Here is a 23,662-nt window from a genome sequence, read left to right as displayed (position 1 = left end):
CTTTGTTCCCCTCGTTTTTTCGTGCTAGACTAAAATTATCAGCAGCTTTTAGCAACTGGCAGCTAAACGTTGAGAATTTAGCGTCTAAAACGAGGAAAAGAAAGGACGTGCCGCAATGGCAACAACAGCCAAAGAAACCAAAGTACATGATGTATTTGAATCGATCGCTTCCCGTTATGATCGAATGAACGGTATTATCTCCTTTCAGCTGCACAAACGGTGGCGCAAGGACACCATGAAACGAATGGCAGTACCAATGGGTGCTGAGATATTAGATTTATGTTGCGGTACCGGGGATTGGGCGTTTGCGTTGAATGAAGCGGTCGGTCCGACGGGGCAAGTGACCGGCGTTGATTTTAGCGAAGAAATGTTAACGGTTGCCAAAGAAAAGGCAAAGAAAAAGCAACAAACACAGATCCAGTGGCAGACTGGCAATGCGATGGCATTAAGCTTTCCAGACGAGCACTTTGATTATGTGACGATCGGATTCGGGTTGAGAAATGTCGCGGATCGCCAACAAGTCTTGGCAGAGATCCATCGGGTGCTGCGCCCAGGCGGGAAAATCGTTTGTCTCGAAACATCACAACCCACACTGATCGGCTGGCGGCAACTGTTTACTTTTTATTTTCACCATGTCATGCCGTTATTTGGCAAACTGTTCGCCAAAAGCTATCAAGAATACTCCTGGCTGCAGGAGTCTGCACGGGATTTTCCTGACAAGGAGGCATTGAAACGAGAATTTCAGGCAGCTGGCTTTGATGTGTTGCAAGTCAAAAGCTATGCAGGAGGTGCGGCGGCGATGCATCTAGGGGCCAAATCCTAAGATTGCTTTCCCTTTGTGGGAGAAAAACGAAAAATGAAAGAGACCATCATGCCCTTTATGGCTTGATGGTCTCTTTGCGTTGAGCAATTCAGAGAGTGATTGTTATTTTTTCTTTTGGTTTAAAACAATATTGGTGTATAACCCAATGGTCACCACGTAATAAATGGCGTAGAGGGCGATAAAGATGCCAAAAGGCAGCCATAGGTCATGGTACGGATCGATCATCAAGGTGGTGAACATTTTTAGACCGAACAAGACATGGATCATTCCTAAGATACCAGGAACTAGGAAGAGCACGCCAATCTCTTTGCGGATCGAGCTTTTCAGTAAACGCGTGCGGGTACCGATTTTTTTCAGCATCGTGTAACGTTGAATGTCGCTGTTTGCCCCCGAGAGGATTTTGAACATCAGGCAGCTAGCTAACATCGTCAAGAAGGCGATACCCAGGAAGAAGCCCATAAATTCAAAACCAGAGAAAATCCCGTTATAGCTGTCGTAAGCGAAGACCCGTTGTGAAAAATTCATATCGGCGGTTTCTGAAGAATTTGCGTCTTGATTTGCTTGCGCCAAATCACGCAACGCATCGTAGCTTGCTTGGAAGTCTTTGACTTGTACCATTCGCAAGCTGGTTTCCGATGCATTGACCGCACCAAAAGCGGTTTGATCGACGACTTGGATCTCCTTACCTCGTTGTTCTGGTAAGAGGTAGCTACGCAATTGGTCCTGGGCGGTCACATCAGAAGCTAATTGATCGCCAGTCAGCTTGTTGTAAGTAACATCGACACTCAACTGATCCATACTGGAGCTGAGCAAGTTGTTTTCGTTGAATTGTTCCTTCACGTAATAAATGGTGTCATCTGTTTCTTTCATGCTGTAGGTCACATCAAGGGTCGGGTTTAACGCGTTGACTTTTTCGTCAGAGGCGTTTTGGGCATTGTTCAAATACAAATCATAAGGGGCAACAGTTTTTGCTAGGATAGGGATCTCGTTTTTAAAGCCAAGCCCAACCGTTAAGGCACCTAATGCTAGAGCAAAAAGCATCGCCACCATTGAAAGCATCTGGGTATACTCACGAATCCGAAAGCTTAATTGCGACAAGGTGAAATTGTTTAACTTTTTCAACGCGATCGTATCGTTCTTCTTTAATAGGGATAAAAGAGCGATGATCACCGAACGAAAGACTAGGTATGTGCCAAGAACGATCGTGACAAGGGCGATGCCGATGCCGATCAATTGGAAGGTCATCAAATCGCTCATCATATAATAGCCGATGGCTAAGGAACAAAGACCTAAAATGGTTTGCAAGAAGAGCAAGAATGGCCGTTGTTTGACTTGTGCGGGCGTGCTTGTTTCTCGTAATAATGCTAAAATCGATTTTTTGGCAATTGCCCGTGCATTGAAGATGGCAGCAATCAAAAAGAGAACCGAGAAGAAGACGAGGGTTACGATCAATGCCTCTGGACTAAATGCTGCATAATGGGTGATCTGCAAGTTTAATTGATTGACTAGCAAAGTATTGACACCACTTGCTAAGCCGATCCCTAAGATAGATCCGACGGCGGTGGCAACGATACCTACCATAAAGGTTTCGATAAAAATCATTTGGGCGATCTTTCGTCCTTTGGCTCCTAACATCATAAACATGGCATAGTCCTTTTGGCGCATCGCCATCAAGAAAGAATTGGCATATAAGATGTAGGCAAAGGTAATGATCCCTAAGAGGACCGAACCAAAACGAAAGACGAAGACTACCATACTGATGATCGAGTTGCTTTTTAAAAAGGCTTCATTGCTCGCCATTGATTCGAACATATAAAAGATGGCTGAAGCCATGACTAAACCAGAAAAGAGGACGATATAATCCTTCAACCGAGCTTTGATCCCGGTAAGTGATAGTTTCCAAAGCATGTGTTCTTCCTCCTTATTGTTCCAAGTTTCCTAGAATGACAAGGATCTGGCGGTAAAACGCTTCACGGCTTTGATCCTCACGTTTGACTTCTTGATGGATCTTTCCGTCCTTGATAAATAAAATACGTTGGCAATAGCTGGCAGAAAGGGGATCATGAGTGACCAATAAAATCGATACTTGGTCATTGGTATTCAAGTCGTCCATCATATTCAATAAGTCTTTCGCACTTTTTGAATCCAAGGCACCTGTGGGTTCATCCGCAAAAAGGATCGTTGGTTCCGTGATCAAGGCTCGAGCGGCTGCCACCCGTTGCTTTTGTCCACCAGAGATCGCTGCTGGATATTTGTCGAGAATATGTGTGATGGACAAGCGTTCTGCGACTTGTTTGATCCGTTGTTGGATGATCTTTGGTTTGACTCCTTGTAAAGACAACGGCACAGCGATGTTTTCTGAAGCCGTTAAGTTTTCTAATAGATTGAAGTCTTGGAAAATAAAGCCGATTTCACGGCTGCGGAAATCCGCCAAGGCATCGCCTTTTAGTTTGGTGATATCGCTATTGTTGATGCGAATGGCACCTTTTGTCGGATGATCCAACGTTGAAAGAATGTTTAGTAGGGTGGATTTCCCTGAGCCTGAAGCCCCCATGATCCCAATGAATTCGCCTTTTTCAATATCAAAGCTGATACCTTTTAAGGCTTCGGTTTGTTTTTCGTTGGCTTTTCCGTATACTTTGGTCAGTTCATTTGCTTGAATAATTTTTTCCATCGTTGCGTTCCGCTCCTTTTAATTGGGTTAATGCTTTGGCTGGGATGTCTTTTTCTTTGACCTCTTCATAGCCAGTTACCCCTTTTTTTTCGTTCCAAGTAAGCTTCAAATAGGCTTCTTTACGCAATGGTCGTTCTTGGAAACCGTTGAAATCAAGGGTTTTGTTTTTGCCGTTCTCATCATACCCTGGCAATTCGTAATGGTATTGCGTATAGACATTCCCATTGTCATCCTTAGAAGTCGTCTTTTCACCATCTGTGGTGATTTGGACATAGTAGCTGTCGCCGCCCATGATGACGGTTTGTGCGACTTGCAATGCGCCGAACCCTATGAGGAGGAGCGCTGCAAGTCCAATCAGAAGTTTTTTCATCTATCGGTCACCTCGTTTTTTATTATGATGAAAGTATAACGCTGGTTTTCTGAAAAGTAGTGTGAAAAATCTATCAATAAACTTTCATTTTTGTCACGACAAACGAACAAAAAACGTTTCTAAAGGGTGAAGGTCACCGCTTAGAAACGTTTTTTGCGTAGGGCTTTTCAGTTGTATTTTTTGCGATACAATTCAACGATCAATTGCTCATCCTCGTACATAATGGCGGCTTCGTCGATCATTAATCCTAATAGATAGTAATCTTTTTCTTCATGGATCGTTTGATGACCGCCTAAAAGCTCCACATAATAATTTTCTAACGTGCTATCTCTTGGTGTGTTGAGCATGTCGATAAAATGTTCTAAATCAGAGGGTTGCTCTGGAAATTGACCTTGCACAACTGCTTTAAACCCCTCTGCTTCAAAGGCCATCTCACTTATTATCTTTTGACAGTCATGGGACAAAAAGTAGGTGACCACTTCATCGACGATTCGCCGTGCCCGTTCTTTTTCAATCATTTTCTTCTCCGCCTTCTGATTTGCTGGTATTCATCTAACAATGGTACCATTGCTGCCGCGACAAATCCACTGGAAAAGCCATTATTGTATAAGTTCAATCCTCCATGTAAATAGGTGATATTTGTGACCAAGGCTGCATGGACTACCCCAGCGATTACGCCAGCAATCGGACCATAGTACCCACTGATGGGGGCTAAACTGGTGCCGAAGATCGCTGTCAGCAATAAGCTGAAGGTCGATACGTCAGAGGTCAAACCGACCTTGGTTGCTAAAACTACCCCTATCATGACAGGCAAACTATTTCTCCAGTGATTCCCGAATGCACTGAAGCCTATCACGGTCAATATTGCGCCTAAAAGGGGACCAGATAGTTCCCCTTGTAAGAAGAAGACAAAGAACAGCATCAACATCCCCATCATCGCCATGTTCATCATCGTGACCCCAAGGGAAAAAATCGTGACATAGTCCGTCATTAATTTCCCTGACGTTTGAAAAAGCTCAGGCAAGCCTTTGAGGGATCGCTGATTTAGAAGATATCCGATAAGAAACATAGCAAGACAAAGAATGAGCAAGAACCCAGTCAGGTAATAGTGATACTCCGTCGTCAATTGTTTGTTTGAATAGACTTCTAAGTCGAACAGGCGTAAAAAACTCGTGAAAAACATAGTGATGATGCCAGCAGCAAATCCGATATTATACAAAGAAAAACCTTGGTGGAATTGTAAAAATTGTGCTGCTAGAGGAGGGAGCGCCAAACCGATCAATAGACCGATGCCATAACCAAAAGCGATCCCGACGGGTAAAGGCAACCCTAAACCGAATGCTAAGTAACTGATAACCGGCGAGGCGGCACTGCCAAATAAGGCAACCAGTGAATATTGTGTAGCGGGGCGTTGCTGTATGTAAGAGTATAAATAGACACCAAGTGGAATGGGAATCGAGTTAAAAATGTTTTTTCCAAAAAAAGAAAAGCCAGATATGGTAAAAAAAGCAGCGATCATTGGTCCACTAATAATCGTTCCTTGCTTTTTCGCAAGGAGGATACTGATCAATGTCAATAAGCCACTGTTTAAAAAGGCGCTTCCAAGATTGCCGATCGCAAAATAATCAGAAATCAAATTGCTGGGGGCATTTAAGATTGCCAGCGAGCCTTGCCACAAAGCTTGAGGAGGGGAAGCAACCAAGCCAATGAGGATCAAGACGATGCTATACGCCAAAAGCAAGCGCTGGGTTAAGAGCTGTGAGATAGGTGCAAAGGGTTTCGATTTTGTTTGTAAGAAAACTCGTTTATCTGCCATAGTTTCATTGAACGCTCCTTTTTTCATAGTATCACACCTTTTAGCGACAAAAAAGTATTTTTTGACAGTTTTAAGTAGCGGGAGAACATGAGAAATGAGAACCAAAAAAGGGAGAAAAAGAAAAATTTAAGAAAATACGAATAAAAATAACGGCGATGTATCAAGGAGAATCGCCCTTTTTTCAATAATTTCATCAATCGGTGAAATTATTGACAGAAAGAATTTTACGAAAATTGTTATAATTTAGTTAATCTCGTTCAGATTTTCTAATAAAAAAGCCATTTTAAGATAAAAAAAACTGTTTGCTTGGTTTTTTTATTCGAAGATCAAGTGATCACTGAATCACGAGGAAGGGATTTAAATAAGGAGGAAGAGTATGAAGAAAACGAAGTTTGGCATGATTACTTTATTGGCAGCGCTTGTTTTAGGGGCTTGCGGACAAAGTAACGAAGGTGGAACAGGTTCGACTGATACACAAGAATCATCAACTGAGGCAGCTGGATTTGATATCAATGATTTGCAGCTTGCAGTTGAAAATAACGATGAAGTGATCGATGGGGGCGTCTTAGATGTTGCGGTAGTAACAGATACGCAATTCCAAGGGTTGTTTCAATGGGAGTTTTATCAAGATGCTTATGACCGTGATTTCATGTTACCAAGCCATGAATATTTGTTCCTACAAGATGAAGATTTCCGAATTGTGAATGGTGGACCAGCTGATTTAGAATTAGATGTCGATAACAACAAAGCAACGATCACTTTGCGTGAAGACTTGAAATGGTCTGACGGGGTCGATGTAACGGCTGAAGACGTGATCTTCTCTTATGAAGTCATCGGACATCAAGACTATGATGGCGTTCGTTACAACAATGATTTTACGAATATCGTTGGTATGGAAGAATACCACAGCGGCGAAGCTGATACGATCTCAGGGATCACAGCAGTCAGCGATAAAGTCGTTGAAATCGAGTTTAAAGAAATGCATCCAGGTATGCAGCAATCCGGTGGAGCGATCTGGAACTCTGCACTAGCGAAACATGCCTTTGAAGGCATTGAAGTGGCAGATATGCCTTCAAGTGATCCCGTTCGAACCAATCCAATCGGTTTTGGTCCATACAAAATGAGTAATATCGTACCAGGTGAGACGGTGGAATATGTACCGAATGAACATTACTATGGCGATACACCAAACTTAGAAAAAATCGTGATGCGTAACGTCCCTTCGGCTTCAATCAATGAAGCGTTAAACGCGAAGCAATACGATTTAGTCTTAAAAATGCCAACAGATACCTTTGATACGTATCAAAACATGGATGGCTACCAAATGTTAGGTCGTCCAGAACAGTCTTACACGTATCTTGGCTTTAATTTAGGTTCATGGAATGATGAAACAAACAGTGTTGATTTTGATCCAAATGCAAAAATGGCGAACAAAGCATTGCGTCAAGCAATGGGCTATGCCATTGACAATGATGCGATCGGTGAGCGTTTCTACCACGGCTTGCGTTCAAATGCTTCAACATTGATCCCACCTGTTTATGGTACGTTGCACAATAGCGATGCCGAAGGATACCATTTAGATATGGAGAAAGCAAACCAACTTCTAGATGACGCTGGCTTTATCGACGTGGATGGCGACGGCTTCCGGGAAGATCCAGATGGCAACAAATTGACCATCAACTTTGCGTCAATGTCTGGTGGGGAAGTTGCCCAACCATTGGCGGATTACTATGTTCAACAATGGCAAGAAATCGGTTTAGATGTTCAATATTCAACAGGTCGTTTGATCGATTTCCAAGCCTTCTATGACAAGCTGAAAAACGATGATCCAGATATCGATGTCTTCCAAGCTGCTTGGTCTACTGGTTCAGATCCATCACCAACCAGCTTATGGGGACCAAATTCAGCATTTAACTACACTCGTTTTGAATCAGATGAAAATACTGAATTGTTAGCTGCGATCGATTCAATCGATTCCTTTGATGAAGCAACACGGAAGGCTGCTTTTGATGCATGGCAAGAATATGCGATTGAAGAAGCTTTTGCGATCCCAACGTTGTATCGGAATCAAATCTTACCGGTCTCTGATCGTGTCGCAAACTTTACCTGGGCATTTGACGCCGATCATAATCCATGGGCAACCATCGGTGTGACTTCAGAATCTCGTTAATCGGTTAGTAAATTGCACAAATGAATCGGCAGCAGCATGCTCGTTGCTTTTGCCAAACAAAACCAGTTAGGATTAAAACCTAACTGGTTTTTTCTTGGTCCATGCAGAAGGAAGAAGCAAGTCGAATGTTGAACCCTTCATTTCGAGCGGCTGTTTCGTGGGCGGGTTGGAGTGACATTGACGAAAAAGCTGAGCTCCGTTGGAAGATCAGCTTTTTTTGTTAGATAACATTACATAAATGCCCATTTAATAAGCGGCTAAATCGCACGATTGGTAACAGCAGCAAGCAACTGTTGGAGATCGTCTTTATGGTTCTGGTAACCGGCTTGTTCAATAACGACTAAGGTGTTTTTTAGAATCTCTTTGTTCAACTGAGCGGATTGCAAATACGAGTATATTTCCTGATACAGTACTTGATGGATTTTTAAATAAAAATAGAGGGGTGTATTGGGGAGCGGTTCAGACAAGAGCAGAAACTTGTTAAGCAGATAGGCATCTTTATTTTCACTGGCGAAGGCACAGCCGTTTAAGATCACGACACTTAACAGATTTGCATAAAATGGATCATTGGCGTAGTGAAGGATTTTTTTGATCCCATGATCTAAGTAATAACTGATCGTTTCTTGGTCAAAAATAAATAACAAATTTGAGAATAAATTTAACTCAAAGCGCCCCCAGGTTTCGATATCAAACAAGTATTGCTTTACCAGTTCGACTTCTTGGGTGTAAGCTCCTTGATTCATCAGAAATGATTCACGGTTGAGCAGCAGCAATCCTTGGACATACAAAGAATAATAGAAAAAATTTTGTGTCTCAAAGTAGCGTTTTTCCAGGTTAGTCAAGTAGTCGAGAGTCAGTGTTCGCTCATAGTAACGGGTATAGAAATCTTGCACCAGCTGACGTTTCTGATCCGTGGCTTCGCTGTCGATCAACAGACTGAACTCATGAACCGTAATATTCATTTTGTCTAAGTAGTCAAACAGGGTTTGTGAAGAGAGGTTTGTTTTACGATTTTCGAATGAAGAAAGGGTGGTGCGTGAGGAAATACCTTCGGCAAGCTTGGCTTGCGAGATTTTGCGATCTGTGCGCAGTTTTTTGATTAAAGAGCCTTGCTGTTTCATGGGGGACCTCCTTAATTGTGACGCATTTCTGAACAATGTGATTTTAATAACATGTTATCAAATATAATAAGGTATAGCAAATAATAAAGGAGGTAGTTTTTCATGGAATTTGAACCATTCGGCCCTTGGGAAATCAACCCATTTAAAAACTAGTACTGCCTTTTCTGCGAAACCTTATCGTTGACCTTTCAATGATAAGTCTTGTGACTGTTTTCTTTATGATAGGAACAGCATTTTCCTCGCTCTCTGCGGTTTTTATCGCAGGATCGAGTAACATCTTGAAGAATCGAAAGGTTATTTGATTGCTTCCCCCTCTCAAAGACACCTTTTCGTTTGTGGAAGTCATGAATCGCTAAAAGCGGTCAGTCACATTGAATGTCTGTCATGCACCAGACCTTCCCCAATTCTTTGTGATTGATCGTTTTTTGTAAAGCATCATCCTTCTAGCTATGACCGTAATGTACGAAGATTACGGTTTTTTTGTGTTGTGTGCTGTTGGATAAAAAATGCCCAAGCTGTTACAGAGGATTTATTCAGAAAAACCCCTCACTATCAGTAAGAAAACTACGAGCAAATCAGAGTGAAACGAAGCCAAAAACGAAAAAAGAAAAACGTTTGCAAAAAAAGTGTTGACATTTTTTCTCAGAATGAGTACTATTATCTCAACGGAACATGAGAGTGTTCTCATTACTGGATTCGTTACTGTTCGGCAGGCAAGACCAGAGGAAAAAAGTGCGTTGATTACCCAAAGTTTCTTGGGTTGTACACTTTTTTGCTTTGGTCTTCTTTTTTTGCTCCATTATTTCTATTCGCTAAAAAAGAACCGGTTCCAAGGTAAGATCCAGTCATTGATCAGCAAAGGAGGGGAGAAGTAAAACGCAATGAACTGCCAGCTAGGTTTGACGATAGCCTGCAGCACTGTCTGGAGCAGTCAATCACCTTGTCACTTAACGGCACATCAGAGAAAGAAAAAAATACAAGACCTTCTGCATAGACGTCAAAGGATGCAACGTTTTTTATGGGCTATGCTGATCAAGGAGGATCGTTCGTGAAGATTATCAAGAGGATCAACAACAATGTTGTACTTTCAAAAGAAGATGAAGTTGAAGTGATCCTAATGGGAAAAGGGATCGGCTTTCAAACGAAACCGGGTGACCCGATTCCAGCTGAGCGAATCGAAAAAAAATACTATCCAGAAGATGATTTGACAGTGGAACATATGTCGAAAGTCATGACGAAGGCTGACGAAAAACAAATGGCCGTCATTTATGAAATCGTGCGTCTTTTTCGGGATAGTGTTGGAACCGATTTCAATCCAAATGTTTATTTCACACTGATGGATCATATCTTGTTTGCCATCAGTCGTCAAAAGCAAGAAATTGTTTTGACCAATCCCATGCATTGGGAAATCAAGAAAATCTATGCCAAGGAATATGCGGTCAGTGTCCAAGCGGTCGAGTTGATCCGCAAAGAGCTGTATCCCGATTTTTCACAAGAAGAAGCTGCGTTTATCACTTTGCATTTCGTCAATGCGCAAATTGAAAAAAGCGCCAATCAAAGTGCTTATGAGCACACCGAGTTGACGAACAATATTTTACGAATCGTTAAGTACAGCATGAACATCGAGTTTGATGAGAATTCTTCTTACTTCCAACGGTTCGTGACCCACATTCGCTATTATTTAATTCGACAAAGTCAAGAAAAAGAAGAGCCAGTATTGGCAAATCCAATGATTGCCTTGGCCTTCAGCAGCTATCCAAAAGAAAAAGAAACCGCAGATTCGATCAAAGAATACTTATTTGAACAAAAGGGCTGGCATGTCAACGATATGGAATTGATGTATTTGATTCTGCATATCGGTAACTTAGCCGCTCACTCAAAATTAACCTAAGAATGGAAATGGATTCGTTACAGTTCGGCTGGCAAGACCTGCACTTTCTTACAATACTCGATGAGGAAACCCGTCGCTCTTTTTTTAGGGGGTCTCTCATGCTTGTTTATTGTAGAAATGGCTGGTCTTTTTATTTTTATTAAATGACCAATAAAAGAGGAGCAATCAAAATGGCAAAATATACTGAATTAGCGCAAGACATTTTGGCCCACGTTGGTGGCAAAGAAAATGTCTCATCTGTAAAACACTGTGTGACTCGCTTACGGTTCCACTTAAAAGACGAAAGCAAAGCGGACACTGATTATTTGCAAAAACGTGACGGTGTCGTGACCGTCGTCAAAGCAGGCGGACAATACCAAGTCGTTATTGGCAATCATGTGCCAGATGTTTATGATGAAGTGTTGAAAGTCGGCGGATTAGCCGATGGTGGCAGTCTTGATATCGATGAAGGCGACGGGCAAAAAGGCAGCTTGTTTGACCGCTTTATCGATGTTATCTCAAGCCTGTTCCAACCGTTCTTAGGTCCATTAGCGGCAGCTGGTATCTTAAAAGGGATCACGGCGTTGCTGGCAGCAACTGGGATGGAAGCGACCAATGGTATCTATGTAGTAATGAATACTTTAGGCGATGGTTTGTTCCAATACTTACCAATGATCTTAGCCGTCACTGCAGCGAAGAAATTCAAGATGAACACCTATACAGCATTAGCGATCGCAGGGGCGATGGTCTATCCTGGCTTAGCAGAAAGTGTGGCTGAAGCGAGCAAAGTCTTCGGTCTAACCTTGACCTTACCAGCAGGTGGCTACTTTAACAGCGTACTGCCAATCATTTTAGCGATTTTTGTCGCTTCAAAAATTGAGCAGTTTATGCGCAAAGTCACACCTGACGTAGTCAAAATGTTTGTGGTTCCGTTTGTAACGATTTTGATCACCGTGCCGTTGACCTTCTTTGTGGTAGGTCCAGTCGCAAATACAGCATCTAGCTGGATCGGTGTTGCTTTCCAAGCGGTGTATGATTTCAGCCCAATTATTTACGGCTTTGCTTTAGGGGCATTATGGCAAGTATTAGTTATGTTTGGTCTTCACTGGGGTCTTGTGCCATTGGCGATCATGGATATGGCGCAAAACGGCTCTTCGATTATTTTGACCGCAGCAGTGCTACCATGCTTCACGCAAACGGGTGTGTTAGCAGCGATTTGGTTGAAAACGAAAGAACCAAAAGTCAAACAAGGCGCAATGCCAGCATTGATCTCATCGATCTTCGGTGTGACTGAACCTGCGATCTATGGGTACACGTTGCCAATGAAAACACCATTTATCGTTTCTTGTTTAGTTTCAGGTTTCGTCGGTATCTACTTGTCAATCTTTAACGTCACTGGTTATGCAATGGGTGGTATGGGTATCTTCTTGTATCCTGCATATATTGATCCAGCAACAGGCAGCTTCCATAGTGTGATCCACTTGGCGATCGGTACAGTGATTGCGATCGTAGCGTCATTTATCATCATGATGTTGTTGAAAGTACCAACATTGTATACAACTGTTGATTCACCGGTCGACGGTCAAGCAACACCAGCAGCGCCAGCGCCAGAAGCAAAAACTGTTTCTGCCAGCGTCAAAGATGAAACAGTCAAAAGCCCAGTAACTGGTCAAGTGGTTGCTTTAGCAGATGTGGAAGACAAAGTCTTTTCTTCAGGTGCTATGGGAAAAGGGATTGCCGTTGAACCAGCGATCGGTGAAATCACTGCGCCAGCAGATGCAGAAGTCAAAATCTTGTTTCCAACAAAACATGCCATCGGTTTAGTGACAGAAGATGGAACAGAACTATTGATCCACATCGGCATGAATACGGTAGAACTTGAAGGCAATCACTTTACTGCCTACATCAACCAAGGAGACAAAGTCAAAGCTGGTCAAAAATTGATCTCTTTTGATACAGAGGCTATTCGTGCGGAAGGCTATTCCTTGCTGACACCAGTCATCGTCACGAACTCTAACGACTACAGTGACATCCAAACGACACAGTCAAAAGAAGTAACAGCGCAGGACGATTTGATTGAAGTCGTAAAATAAATGCGTTTAACGGCACGTCGCTGGATCAGTAAGAATGCTTTCTTGCTGATCTGCTGTGTCGATTATTAAAGAAAAAGAAAGTAGGCTAATCATGACAGAAAAACAATTTCCAAAAGGCTTTTTATGGGGCGGCGCCACTGCAGCCAACCAATTTGAAGGAGCATGGAACGAAGGCGGACGTGGTCCAGCGACATCCGATACAGCGATCGCTGTCAAACCAGAAGACCGCAAAAACATGGCAGAATTTGCTGCACCAATGACACGGGAAAAAGTTTTGTTTGCCTTAAATGACAAAGAAGGCTTGTATCCAAAACGTTGGGGGTCAGATTTTTACCATCGCTACAAAGAAGATATCGCCTTGTATGCAGAGATGGGCTTCAAAACCTTCCGTCTGTCCATCGCTTGGTCAAGAATTTTTCCAAATGGTGACGATGCTCAGCCAAATGAAGAGGGCTTACAATTTTATGACAATGTGTTTGATGAGTGTGCGAAATACGGGATCGAACCCTTAGTGACCCTCTCTCACTACGAAACACCTATCGGGATCGCGTTGAACTATGGCGGCTGGAAAAATCGCCAAGTGATCGATTTGTTCGTCAAATACGCAGAGACCGTGTTGACCCGCTACAAAGACAAAGTCAAATACTGGTTGACCTTCAATGAAATCAATATCATGGGGATCTCTGGCTATGTTGGTGGTGCCTTGTTATCCGAAGACGGCACACAAAACCTTTCTGACATGTATCAAGCCGTGCATCATCAATTTGTGGCTTCTAGTTTAGCAACAAAATTTGCCCACGAAATCAATCCTGACATCAAAGTAGGGATGATGTTGGCACGGATGCAAGCTTACCCAGCTACACCAAATCCAGCAGATGTGATGGAAGAAATCAAGCGTGACCACGAGAATCTCTTCTTCTCTGATGTCCAAGTTCGTGGGAAGTATCCCGCATATACGAAGCGCTTCTTTAAAGAAAACGGCATCGAAGTGACCTTCGAAGACGGCGATTTAGACCTTCTTGCGCAATACCCTGTCGACTTCATGTCCTTTTCTTACTACATGAGTTCTATTGCTCGCCACAATCCTGAAGAAGGCGGCGAAGCAACTGCTGGCAACTTTTCTTTAGGTGAATCAAACCCTTACTTGGAAGCCTCTGACTGGGGGTGGCAAATCGATCCAATCGGCTTGCGTGTGACTTTGAATAACTTGTACGACCGCTATCAAGTACCGTTGTTTATCGTTGAAAACGGCTTAGGTGCCTTGGATACGGTGGAAGAGGATGGTTCGATCCATGACAGCTATCGCATCGATTATTTGAAGGCGCATATCGAACAAATGTATGAAGCGATCGAAGATGGTGTGGAATTGATGGGCTATACGCCTTGGGGTTGTACCGACTTAGTATCGGCTTCCACGTCAGAAATGTCGAAACGCTACGGCTTTGTCTATGTAGACGCGGATGATGAAGGAAACGGCAGCTTTGACCGTTCCCGTAAAGATAGTTTCTACTGGTACAAAGAAGTGATTGCCACCAATGGCGGTAGTTTGTTACAGGATTAAAAATAAACCAAAGCGGCTCTCTTTTGTGAGAGCCGCTTTTTTTGCTGGGTTTAGAGAACAAAGAAGAAAAAGGGAATCAGAAGCTGCCATGCCAGAAAAATCAAAGATACAGTCAACGTCCAATTCTTCATTTTTGGCTTAGGCACAACGGATTCAGGCATCAAATACACAAGGGAAAAAACCGTGAGAAAAAATAGCAGGGTCAGTGGTTGGACGACAAAGGTCAGCCAGCTCATAGGAAACGCTCCTTTCAAGAGGTTTGATGATTCTTTGTTATGATGTGGTAATTTACAATTTCATTATATATTTAATTGTTTAGGAAGGCAATGTGTTCTTGGGGATCGCAAGAGTCGCAACGAAAGGAATCAGAGAGAAAGGCTTGGCATGCCGTAATCGGCGAAAAGTGATTTTTTCATCAAAGCAGACTGAATAAGAATGAGTGAGGATGAATAATAAAAAAATCCCCTCGAAAGGGGATCATGAGCCGCAATCCTTACGAAGGGGATGAAAGGAGCTACTTCATAGGTATAGATCGTCTTTGTTGTAGTCAAAAGGCATTAAGAGGGCGTTTTGGCGCGAGCAAGGCGCAGCTGCAGTCAACGTTTTCTACTACGCAAATAAAAAATATACCCAAGCAGACTAGCAGAAATCAAGAAACCCATAAAATAAACGGTTAGTTTCATATCTGGCATGACATAGGAGTATTCTAAGATTTTACAAACAAAGATGATCAAAGAAACAGTGATCGTTAGAGAAACCCATGTGAAACGCGGCAGTCGTTTTGTTAGGAAGACCAAACCTAACGAAAAAAAGATGACTGGTACCCAAAAGATCAAGCGAACAAGTTGGATCTTTTTATCTCTCCTTATTCTTTCTTATTTGAGTAAAAGGATAACGTAAATATTCATTTTTTTAAAATAATATCCATTGGTTGTGAAAAAAATAGTTAATAATCAGAAGGGTATGTGAAGACCCGCTAATGTTTTTAGTACCGCGAATAAACAGCATTTTTTTTAGAAAACGAGCATGCTTTTTATTACTTTAGAAAGTTTCAGCACATATTACAGACACCAAACGCTGGATGATCGACAGCCACCACAGTCATCCCGATGTTTTTCTACAGACCGCAAAGGAGATGGAGGCCTTTCGTCGGGCACTCCTCGAACTGCTAGAAAAGTAGCAAAATCAACCACTGCACACAGAAATTTCACTACGATTTCCCAGCAGAATGATGAGATACCTGTGGGCGTTTTCACTACTGAGTCACACAGCTTTTTCATTTCATTAAGCATCTGTTTTCTTACAGATGCTTTTTTTCTGGTGAGCATTTCGTTTCTCATTCCCTCCATCTTCCTTTACACTTTTAAGTAAGGTCATAACAAACGATGACAAATAAGAAGTAGAAATAATCAAGGAGGAAACGAGCATGTCAGAAAAAATCAACAATCCGTTAACGAAGTATTATGATGGCAAATTTGAAAAACAGGTGCAAGAAGCACCGGCAATTCAAGGAAAGATGCAGCCAGTACCTGATTGCGGGGAAGAAAGCTACTCAGGTTCAGACAAATTAGCTGGACGCAAAGCATTAGTGACCGGTGGTGATTCTGGTATTGGTCGAGCAGCAGCGATCGCTTTTGCCAAAGAAGGCGCCGATGTTGCAATCAACTATCTTCCTTTTGAAGAAGAAGACGCGCAAGAAGTCAAAGCAGTCATTGAAAAAGCTGGACGCAAAGCCGTCTTGATCCCAGGAGACTTGAAAGATGAAACCTTCGCTCGTCAATTGGTTCATGAAGCAGCCAAAGAATTAGGCGGGTTAGATACATTGGTTCTAAATGCTGGGATGCAACAAGCGGTGAAGGACATCAAAGAGTTGACTACGCAACAAATTCAAGACACCTTTACAACGAATATCATCTCGATGTATTGGACAGTCCAAGAAGCATTGGATTACTTACCAGCTGGTGGAAGCATCATCACGACCACTTCGATCCAAAGTGCGGAACCAAGCGCCCATCTTTTAGACTATGCAGCCACGAAAGGTGCCATTACTTCCTTTAGTAAAGGGCTAGCTGCACAATTAAGTGAAAAAGGCATTCGGGTCAATACCGTTGCGCCTGGTCCAATCTGGACGCCACTTCAAATTTCTGGTGGCCAACCACAATCTGCGATCCCAGAATTTGGTCAAAAAGAATTGATGAGACGTGCTGGACAACCAGTCGAATTAGCACCAGTCTACGTTTTCCTAGCCTCTGATGAAGCAAGCTATGTAACTGGTCAAGTGTACAGTGTAACGGGTGGTAGCTTCTTCGCTTAACAACCCTGGATAAACTTGTAGGAAAAAAGCTCGAGCAAAGATGCTCGGGCTTTTTTTGTGGATGGAAATGGAATCGGCAGCTTACTTTCCTTGTTTGGCAAACATCTTGGTCATCATCAATTGATTGATCTTTGCAAAAACGGCTGCCCACTCTTGTTCGGCTTGTAGGTTAGACAGTAAGACTAATTTTTCGGAAAAAATCACTTCTTCATAACTATCGGTAATCAAAAGATCGGCTGCTTCCATCTGGTTAATAAAAGTCACTGAAGCTTTGGAATAAATCGAACGGATCCTTGTCTCGATCATTTGCTTCGTGCGGTATTGGATCGTCGTTTGAATATAGATCGACACGGTCGGGGGCGTATTCATCTGTGTTTCTAAAAACAAGAGATGCGCAAGATAAGGCAACTGTGTCTGTTCAAAATACTTTTTGTCCAAATCAGCAAATGGATACCTTTCAATGTGGGTCAGTAAAAGCTTGCAGATTGCTTCATAGGTTTTGTCTTTCGAAGGAGTGTTTTCGGTCAACAGTTGGTGTTCGAGCTGCCACACTTCCAGAAGATCGATGCCGATAATGATCGATAGATTGAAGACCAGCAGACAGCTGCTTAATAGTTTTTCAAATTCGGCGACTTCTTGACTTGGAGCAAAGGTATCGTGCCAGTCTTTGATCATTGCAGTGAAAAAGCGCACAAGATCGGTATCAGAATGTTTGATTTCTTGGATGATCGCTTGATTCTTCTCTTGGGGAATTACCCCTGGCAAAAAGACATGCAAAAAGAAATTTAAGTAAAGATATTCTGACTGAAGCGTCTTTTCTGTGGCATAATCGGCACTCAAAAAAAGCGATTCGAGGATTTCCTCTGGTAAAAAACAATAAAAATTCATCAATCCCATGTATTTTTCAGGGATCGCTGGCAAATATTTTTTCTGGATCGTTCGGCTGACCACTGCTTGCCAAAATGCAGCGAGTTTATTTTTCGTCAACGGATCAAAGTGAGAAACAGCAAAGAACGCTGTAAACTCTTCGACATTTTTATGGGAAACGCTCGGCAATAGCCACAAATCAGCAGGCGCACTTTGGGTCAAGAAACTGTAGGTGAAAATACGGATATCAAGCTCTTTTCCAGCAAGAACGATGCGATTATTCAGGTCTGTTCGAATTTGGATTTGAAACTTTTCCAATAGTTGATTGATTTTCTTGATCAACCGATACATATGCGATTGGCTGACATGCAAATCCAAACATAATTGCGTCAAGGTCATTTGCGGGCGCCCAATCAAGTAGTGAATCAAGGTGTATTGTGTGGAGTTGAGCAAATAATGGTACATCAATTTTGCATAGAAAGGTTCATCATCATCTGCTCGCTCAACAAAATACTGATTGTAATGATTTTTTGATAGAAGCAGGTGAGGGGAAAGCAACTGCAAATCTTCATTTAAAAAATAAATATATTTTTGCAGACTTTTTTGTGGGATGTTCAAAAATTCTGACAGTTGGACCAATGTCACGCCATTGGAATTACAGACAACTTTGAAAATCTCTAATTTCTTTTCTTCTGCGGGAGAAATGAATTCTCGATACATAAGGGATTCTCCTTTTTGGCGTTTTTTTTACGCTAAATCTGTGAACCGTATGATAACCATGATGGATTATACTTATGATAGATGAGAATAGAATGAAAAAACACCAATTAAATTATTATTTTTTAAAGCTGTTTTTTTCGATTAACCTCGGTTTCTCATTAAAAAAAGTGAAGGAAGAGATGAAAATGAACAAAAAGGCAGTAATGTTAGGTTTGGTCGGAATGGGTTTAGGAATGGCGCCGACTGCGGCAGCTGCAGCAGAAGCGAATCCAACGGCTTCAATGACGAGTCAAGCAACGCTAACGATCGAACAAGGAATCTTGTCACTGGATCAGGTGACTAATTTTAACTTCGGTACAAGCAGTATCCAAGAGATCGCTACCGATGAACAAGTGATTCAAGCAACGTCGAATGAAGTGACATCGATCACAGATTACCGTGGGCCGAATCAAGCTGGCTGGCAGTTGACGGCGCAATTATCGAAAATGACGAATGCGAGCGATAACGAGCTGGCAAATGCCAAAGTCACTTTAAATGGTACAACGGCTTCTGGCGATGCAGCGCTAGTCGCGGGCACCGAATTGATGGTAGGGGCAACAGACCCAACGCTGATTGCTTCTGCTAATGGCACAACTGGCTTAGCAACCAATGACTTTAACTTTTCCAATGCTTCATTAACCGTACCGAAGCAAAATGTGAACAGCGGCACTTATAGCGGCACGATCACTTGGACATTAGCGAACACGTATCAAGCGGAGTAGGAAAGAAAGGGCGACAATGAAAAAACCAATCAAGTGCTTCGTACTCATTAGTTTCTTTATCAGTTTGTGTTGCGTTACGAAAGTCACCGGTCATGCACAGACCACACGGTTCACTGTAACCCCTGAACTTCCCCAAAATCAAGTCAGTGACGTCACTTATTTCGACTTACTGGTAAATCATGAGACCGAACAGAATTTGATCGTTGCCCTTCATAACACGAGTTCGGAAACCCTTACGATACAAGCATCCGCACTGAATAGTTACACAGCTGCTACTGGGATCATCGCTTATCAGGCAGCCGAAACAGCAAAGGATTTTGGCGGTGTGTCTTTCACGACCTTGATAAAGAAACCAAATCAAATGATTCAGCTTGAACCAGGGGAAACACGCCAAGTGGTATTTCCTCTTTCAATGAATGACAAGCGTTTTACAGGTGAAATCATAGGTGCCTTTTCTTTTGAAGAAGAACAAAAGGAGGGGCAAGAGGCGGAGGAAACCAGTCTTACGTCAACCTATAAAATCGTCCAAGGTGTCCGCCTTCGCCAGCAGTTAGATGCGCTACCTGATCCTGAACTTTCCTTGATCAAAAGTGAGGCGGTAGAAAAAGATGGCATCGCATCCCTAAAAAGCCGCATTGAAAATGATCAGCCAGTGGCTTTTGGGAAGATTGCTGTTAAGACTGTGATTCGTGAGCAAGACAGTGACAGCGTTGTGGGGGGATTTACAGCAGAAAGTTTTCAATTTGGCCCAAACTCTACACTGGATCTTTATAGCGCGTTTGATGAAGAAATCGTAGAGCCGGGAACCTACCACATTCAAATCGAGCTGAGTGCCCCACGTGGAACGTGGGTTTTTGAGGATAGCGTCACTGTTTCTCGCCCAGAAGCTGAAACGATCAATCGAAAAACGATCGTGGGATCAGGCTCTCTTCACAGCAACCGTTGGGTATATATTGTTGCAGTGGTCATTCTCCTGCTTATTTCCAGTCTATTGCTCCTGATGTATTTGCGACGAAAAAAATCAAAGGAAACAACAGAGCAGGAATGAGAAGACTTCATTTAAGTACTTGCTCAAACAAAGCGGAGGATGACGATGAAAAAATTTCTTACGACACGTTTTTTACTTTTCTTCTTGTTAGGTATCGCCTTATTTCATACAGGAAACGCATCTGTGGAGGCTACCGTCGTTGAGCCGGATTTTGCGACATTACCGATCGATGAAACCTTGATCACTACGGTGGGTCAAGCTGGTTCTCCGCAAGGATCGGATGGCTATAATTATGTTCAGATCAATGATGGCGTGACATCAAATGTCAGTGGAGGCGTTTGGTTCAACAAAGCGGTTTCTTTTACCCGATCATTTCGTTTAGAAATGGCTTTTTGCATCGAAAATGCAGCTGCTGATAGCGATGGCTTAGCTTTTGTTATGCAAAGCAGTGGCTTAAATGCCCTTGCGCAACAAGCAGGTCCAACGATTGGTGTCTGGTCCAACACCGGTGGAACCAATCCATTGAATACCGGTGCGATTCCGCAAAGCTTTGCCATTGAATTTGATACCTTCTATAATTCTGGTAGTTTGGGTGTTCATGGTGCCATGGATCGTGATGCCCCCAATAGTCATCATATCGCATGGAATTTTCCAGGTTCAAACGACGCCTATACGACAGAAGGTTGGTTGCCGACATACAAGGTCGTCAACCATCTTGATCCTGTCGCTGTCACCAAGATTTCTGATAGCCAGTGGCATACGTTTACCGTTACTTTCGATCAGCCCAATCAAACCTTACATTATTCTGTCCCAGATTTTGGGGTCGATGTCACGGTTCCCGTGGATGATACGTTCAAAACGAACGTGAACTTAGTCAACAATGCGCCAGTTTATTTTGGTTTTACTGGTGCTAATGGTGGAAATGTCCAAGAAAAAGCAGTGGCATTCATTGATGTCGAAGGCTTGGTCGATATGGAATTGCGTACAGGCGTATTTGAACGTGACCCCAACAAGCTGTTGCTAGATACTGAGACAGCTCTGAGTCAACCACCAGTCGTTGATGCGCAAAAAACAATTACTTATGCCACGTATCTTTCTTATAAGGACACCAGTGATTTAACGGAGTTGGAAGCAGGCATCAAGCTGCGTTCGTTTCTTCCAGAAGGCTTTTCTTTAGTCGATGAGACAGTGTATTTCGGTGGTCCTGATTTGATGGTAAATGGTATGCCAGAAGGCGGCACGCCGATTGATTTTAGCGTTGAAGCTGGTGAGTTGGTCGCGACCCTACCTGCATTAGCCAAAGGGAATGACTATCTGATCCACTATTCGATTACCTATACGGGGGCGCCGCTCAATGAGAACTTGAATCAAACGGCGCCTGTGCAGACGACCTTCCAAGGGAATGCCTTTGTATCGAGTCTCGTATCTGGCAGCCCTGAGACGCATTCCTACACGATGACCGGTGTGTTTCCGCCCACGCTGACAACGGGTGTGCCTACCTTAGCAGAAGCGAAAGAAACCCAGCAGATTGTGCGGGAAAATCGTTTGTGCTTTACCCCGATCACCATCGATGACCGCAATTCAACGCAAGCACGCTTGTATGTTACGGATTTTTTTACGGAAGCAGAGACGGTGACGGAGGCAGATTTCTTAGAAACAGCTCAGATAGAGCGTGCCACATTGGCAGATCCCTTTACATACACGTTGGAACGAGATACCGCGAATCTGGAGCCGGGCACCACTTATTATCTTGCTGCTTTTGTGATCGATGCAGAAGGAAATCAATCAGAAACCCATTATTATGGCATTGATTTTCGAGGCAGTGTACAATTTCTCAGTGCGCCGGAGTCGATCAACGGACCGACAATCAATGTAAATAAGCTCGCACGATCGATCCGAAGTGATGGCTTTGCCTATCTTCCTGTTTCGTTTGATCAAACCTCGGCACTGCTGTCTATCAGCAACAGCAGTGAAGGGACTTGGCAGCTTAGTGGGCAAATGACTGATTTCTTGCAAGACCAGCAGCAGTTGGCCAAAGACGTCCAATTCGTGATCTATGATCCGCTCGACGATCACTTGGTGGCAACAGTTACGAAAGAAGAAACGATCCTTTTTCAGCAGCTTCCCGACGGCGAGGCTGATTTGACCCTTGCTTTAAATGAATACAACTGCTATTTACGATTTGTTCCTGATTTTGATTTGATTCAACCGGGGACGTATACTGGTACGGTCAATTGGCAGTTGGAGAGTACGATTGTAGACGAATAAAAAAAACGCCATTACGGCGTTTTTTTTATTAAAGTTCTCAGTCGATCACTGCTAACTTTGTCGACTTTTCGCAATTTTTAAAACTAATGATAGGCCTGCTAAAGCAAAACTGCCGTATTTAACGAATTTTTCCAAGGAATCTAAAGTTTGCTGTTTTTTGCGTTTGCAGTCCGGACAGCTTTTTTCATTGCCAGTTAACTTCTTGCCACATTTACAATGGTTCTTCATCTTTGCTCCACTCCTCGTCTCGTTTATTTTGATGACTTTCTCTACTTTAATTATACATGTTGCTGAAGGTTCTGTCTGAGATTATGCTGTCTCCGTTTTTTGTGAAGGGCAATAAGGGTTGCTGGTTGTTTGTTTCAAATCGATCACGCTAAAGGATGCCATCCTTGGCGGCTGATTTTTCGTATAGAAGAGAGGCAATCTATCTAAAAAAGGAGGGAAATCTGACAAATTTCTCATTTTCAGATGTTGCTGATTCGCTTTGCTTATCAGTTCAGCAAAATTTTGCTATTGTGGAGTAAGATTGAGGAATCAAAAAACGACTTCTCCTTTTTTTCTTGATTCTATCCTTAATCTGAGAACGAAAATCACCGATAGTATGCTATATATAGGAACAGGGAGCCATCCTTGACGATGTCGAATATGGCATTTGAATGAAAGGATTGATGAAATAAGTGATTTCTTCAATAATCTATACGGACACAAAGGCTTATTTGGATAAGGTGGTCGATCAAGCACTGTTGGATTTGTTAAAATCTGATTATCCCAAAGTCTATGATCATGTACAACAATTGATTGCTAACTTTGAAGAAACGATCCAACAAATTGATCACTCAAATTTTTGGCAATTGATGCCAGAGATTTTAGGCTATGATTCACGCTTTGTCTTGTTGAACTCGTTGCAATTGTCAGAAGACAAATTTTTGACGGAAATCGAGGTTATTCAGATGATCGAACGCGATTATCCGAATTTGAATAAAGAGTTTTGTGGCTATTCCTTAAAAGAAAAAGAGCACGAAAGCCTGATCTTCAACATCCAATAAGCGGTTCTTCTTAGGATCACTTGATAGAAAAGAAAGCGACTAGCGCATCTAGTCGCTTTTTTTTTATGGAGAAGAAGGAGAATTAAACGTGTTATTTATCATTAAAGTAAAAATTATTTTGAAATTATGAATAAAATAGATTATTATTGTATATAATCCTTTTAGTGAAAGAAAAAACAATCGTAAAATGAAGAGGA

Annotated in this window: 18 protein-coding genes; 10 read left to right on the top strand and 8 right to left on the bottom strand. The window is 42.5% G+C overall.

Going from position 1 to position 23,662, the window contains the following annotated elements; genetic code table 11:
* The first annotated feature begins 115 nt into the window (after positions 1-115).
* A complete protein-coding gene (locus CO692_RS01700) occupies positions 116-823 on the top strand; it encodes a demethylmenaquinone methyltransferase (protein ID WP_096741360.1) in 708 nt (235 codons plus the stop codon).
* A 102-nt stretch (positions 824-925) separates the two neighbouring features.
* Here CO692_RS01700 and CO692_RS01695 read toward each other — a convergent pair whose 3' ends face one another.
* From CO692_RS01695 to CO692_RS01675, 5 genes are all read right to left on the bottom strand, one after another.
* Positions 926-2,731, bottom strand: coding sequence for an ABC transporter permease (locus CO692_RS01695; RefSeq protein WP_096741359.1), 1,806 nt, complete (start codon positions 2,729-2,731; stop codon positions 926-928).
* A gap of 13 nt (positions 2,732-2,744) precedes the next feature.
* Positions 2,745-3,497: an ABC transporter ATP-binding protein gene (locus CO692_RS01690; protein WP_016610385.1), complete on the bottom strand. Its 753-nt coding sequence runs from the start codon at positions 3,495-3,497 to the stop codon at positions 2,745-2,747.
* The gene (locus tag CO692_RS01685; RefSeq protein ID WP_096741358.1) at positions 3,472-3,867 is read right to left on the bottom strand and encodes a YxeA family protein; all 396 of its coding nucleotides are present in this window, start codon (positions 3,865-3,867) and stop codon (positions 3,472-3,474) included. The genes CO692_RS01690 and CO692_RS01685 overlap by 26 nt, the downstream gene beginning before the upstream one ends.
* A gap of 167 nt (positions 3,868-4,034) precedes the next feature.
* Positions 4,035-4,385, bottom strand: coding sequence for a hypothetical protein (locus CO692_RS01680; RefSeq protein ID WP_074931821.1), 351 nt, complete (start codon positions 4,383-4,385; stop codon positions 4,035-4,037).
* On the bottom strand, positions 4,382-5,683 hold the full coding sequence (locus CO692_RS01675) for a DUF1576 domain-containing protein (protein ID WP_015509442.1): 1,302 nt from the start codon (positions 5,681-5,683) through the stop codon (positions 4,382-4,384). The genes CO692_RS01680 and CO692_RS01675 overlap by 4 nt, the downstream gene beginning before the upstream one ends.
* A gap of 376 nt (positions 5,684-6,059) precedes the next feature.
* Here CO692_RS01675 and CO692_RS01670 point away from each other — a divergent pair, with 376 nt between their 5' ends.
* Entirely contained in the window at positions 6,060-7,853 is a 1,794-nt protein-coding gene (locus CO692_RS01670) for an oligopeptide ABC transporter substrate-binding protein (RefSeq protein WP_096741357.1), read from the top strand.
* 257 nt (positions 7,854-8,110) lie between these two features.
* Here the strand turns inward: CO692_RS01670 and CO692_RS01665 are convergent, their stop codons facing one another.
* Positions 8,111-8,974: a helix-turn-helix domain-containing protein gene (locus tag CO692_RS01665; protein WP_096741356.1), complete on the bottom strand. Its 864-nt coding sequence runs from the start codon at positions 8,972-8,974 to the stop codon at positions 8,111-8,113.
* A gap of 1,048 nt (positions 8,975-10,022) precedes the next feature.
* Here CO692_RS01665 and CO692_RS01655 point away from each other — a divergent pair.
* From CO692_RS01655 to CO692_RS01645, 3 genes are all read left to right on the top strand, one after another.
* Complete coding sequence (locus CO692_RS01655) at positions 10,023-10,865, top strand: PRD domain-containing protein (protein ID WP_005225677.1); 843 nt, start codon at positions 10,023-10,025, stop codon at positions 10,863-10,865.
* Positions 10,866-11,035: 170 nt separating this feature from the next.
* Positions 11,036-12,937, top strand: a complete 1,902-nt coding sequence (locus CO692_RS01650; RefSeq protein WP_010747921.1) for a beta-glucoside-specific PTS transporter subunit IIABC — start codon at positions 11,036-11,038, stop codon at positions 12,935-12,937.
* Positions 12,938-13,028: 91 nt separating this feature from the next.
* Positions 13,029-14,498 carry a glycoside hydrolase family 1 protein gene (locus CO692_RS01645; RefSeq protein WP_096741354.1) on the top strand — a complete coding sequence of 490 codons (1,470 nt, stop codon included), beginning with the start codon at positions 13,029-13,031 and terminating at the stop codon, positions 14,496-14,498.
* Positions 14,499-14,548: 50 nt separating this feature from the next.
* Here CO692_RS01645 and CO692_RS01640 read toward each other — a convergent pair whose 3' ends face one another.
* Positions 14,549-14,734, bottom strand: coding sequence for a hypothetical protein (locus CO692_RS01640; protein ID WP_096741353.1), 186 nt, complete (start codon positions 14,732-14,734; stop codon positions 14,549-14,551).
* Positions 14,735-15,924: 1,190 nt separating this feature from the next.
* Between CO692_RS01640 and CO692_RS01630 the strand changes: the two genes are divergently transcribed.
* Positions 15,925-16,812: an SDR family oxidoreductase gene (locus CO692_RS01630; RefSeq protein WP_096741351.1), complete on the top strand. Its 888-nt coding sequence runs from the start codon at positions 15,925-15,927 to the stop codon at positions 16,810-16,812.
* Between the two features lie 81 nt (positions 16,813-16,893).
* Here CO692_RS01630 and CO692_RS01625 read toward each other — a convergent pair whose 3' ends face one another.
* The gene (locus CO692_RS01625; protein WP_096741350.1) at positions 16,894-18,399 is read right to left on the bottom strand and encodes a helix-turn-helix domain-containing protein; all 1,506 of its coding nucleotides are present in this window, start codon (positions 18,397-18,399) and stop codon (positions 16,894-16,896) included.
* 92 nt (positions 18,400-18,491) lie between these two features.
* Between CO692_RS01625 and CO692_RS01620 the strand changes: the two genes are divergently transcribed.
* From CO692_RS01620 to CO692_RS01600, 4 genes are all read left to right on the top strand, one after another.
* Positions 18,492-19,160 (top strand): WxL domain-containing protein, encoded by a 669-nt coding sequence (locus CO692_RS01620; protein ID WP_096741349.1) that lies wholly within the window; start codon positions 18,492-18,494, stop codon positions 19,158-19,160.
* Positions 19,161-19,176: 16 nt separating this feature from the next.
* Positions 19,177-20,208, top strand: coding sequence for a DUF916 and DUF3324 domain-containing protein (locus tag CO692_RS01615; protein ID WP_096741348.1), 1,032 nt, complete (start codon positions 19,177-19,179; stop codon positions 20,206-20,208).
* Positions 20,209-20,253: 45 nt separating this feature from the next.
* Complete coding sequence (locus tag CO692_RS01610; RefSeq protein WP_096741347.1) at positions 20,254-22,416, top strand: L-type lectin-domain containing protein; 2,163 nt, start codon at positions 20,254-20,256, stop codon at positions 22,414-22,416.
* A gap of 680 nt (positions 22,417-23,096) precedes the next feature.
* Positions 23,097-23,465: a DUF7006 family protein gene (locus CO692_RS01600; RefSeq protein ID WP_015509452.1), complete on the top strand. Its 369-nt coding sequence runs from the start codon at positions 23,097-23,099 to the stop codon at positions 23,463-23,465.
* The last annotated feature ends 197 nt before the right edge of the window (positions 23,466-23,662 follow it).

This window comes from Enterococcus sp. FDAARGOS_375 (genome assembly GCF_002393265.1).
Taxonomy (GTDB): Bacteria; Bacillota; Bacilli; order Lactobacillales; family Enterococcaceae; genus Enterococcus_D; species Enterococcus_D innesii.
This window is presented reverse-complemented; position numbering and strand designations above follow the sequence as displayed.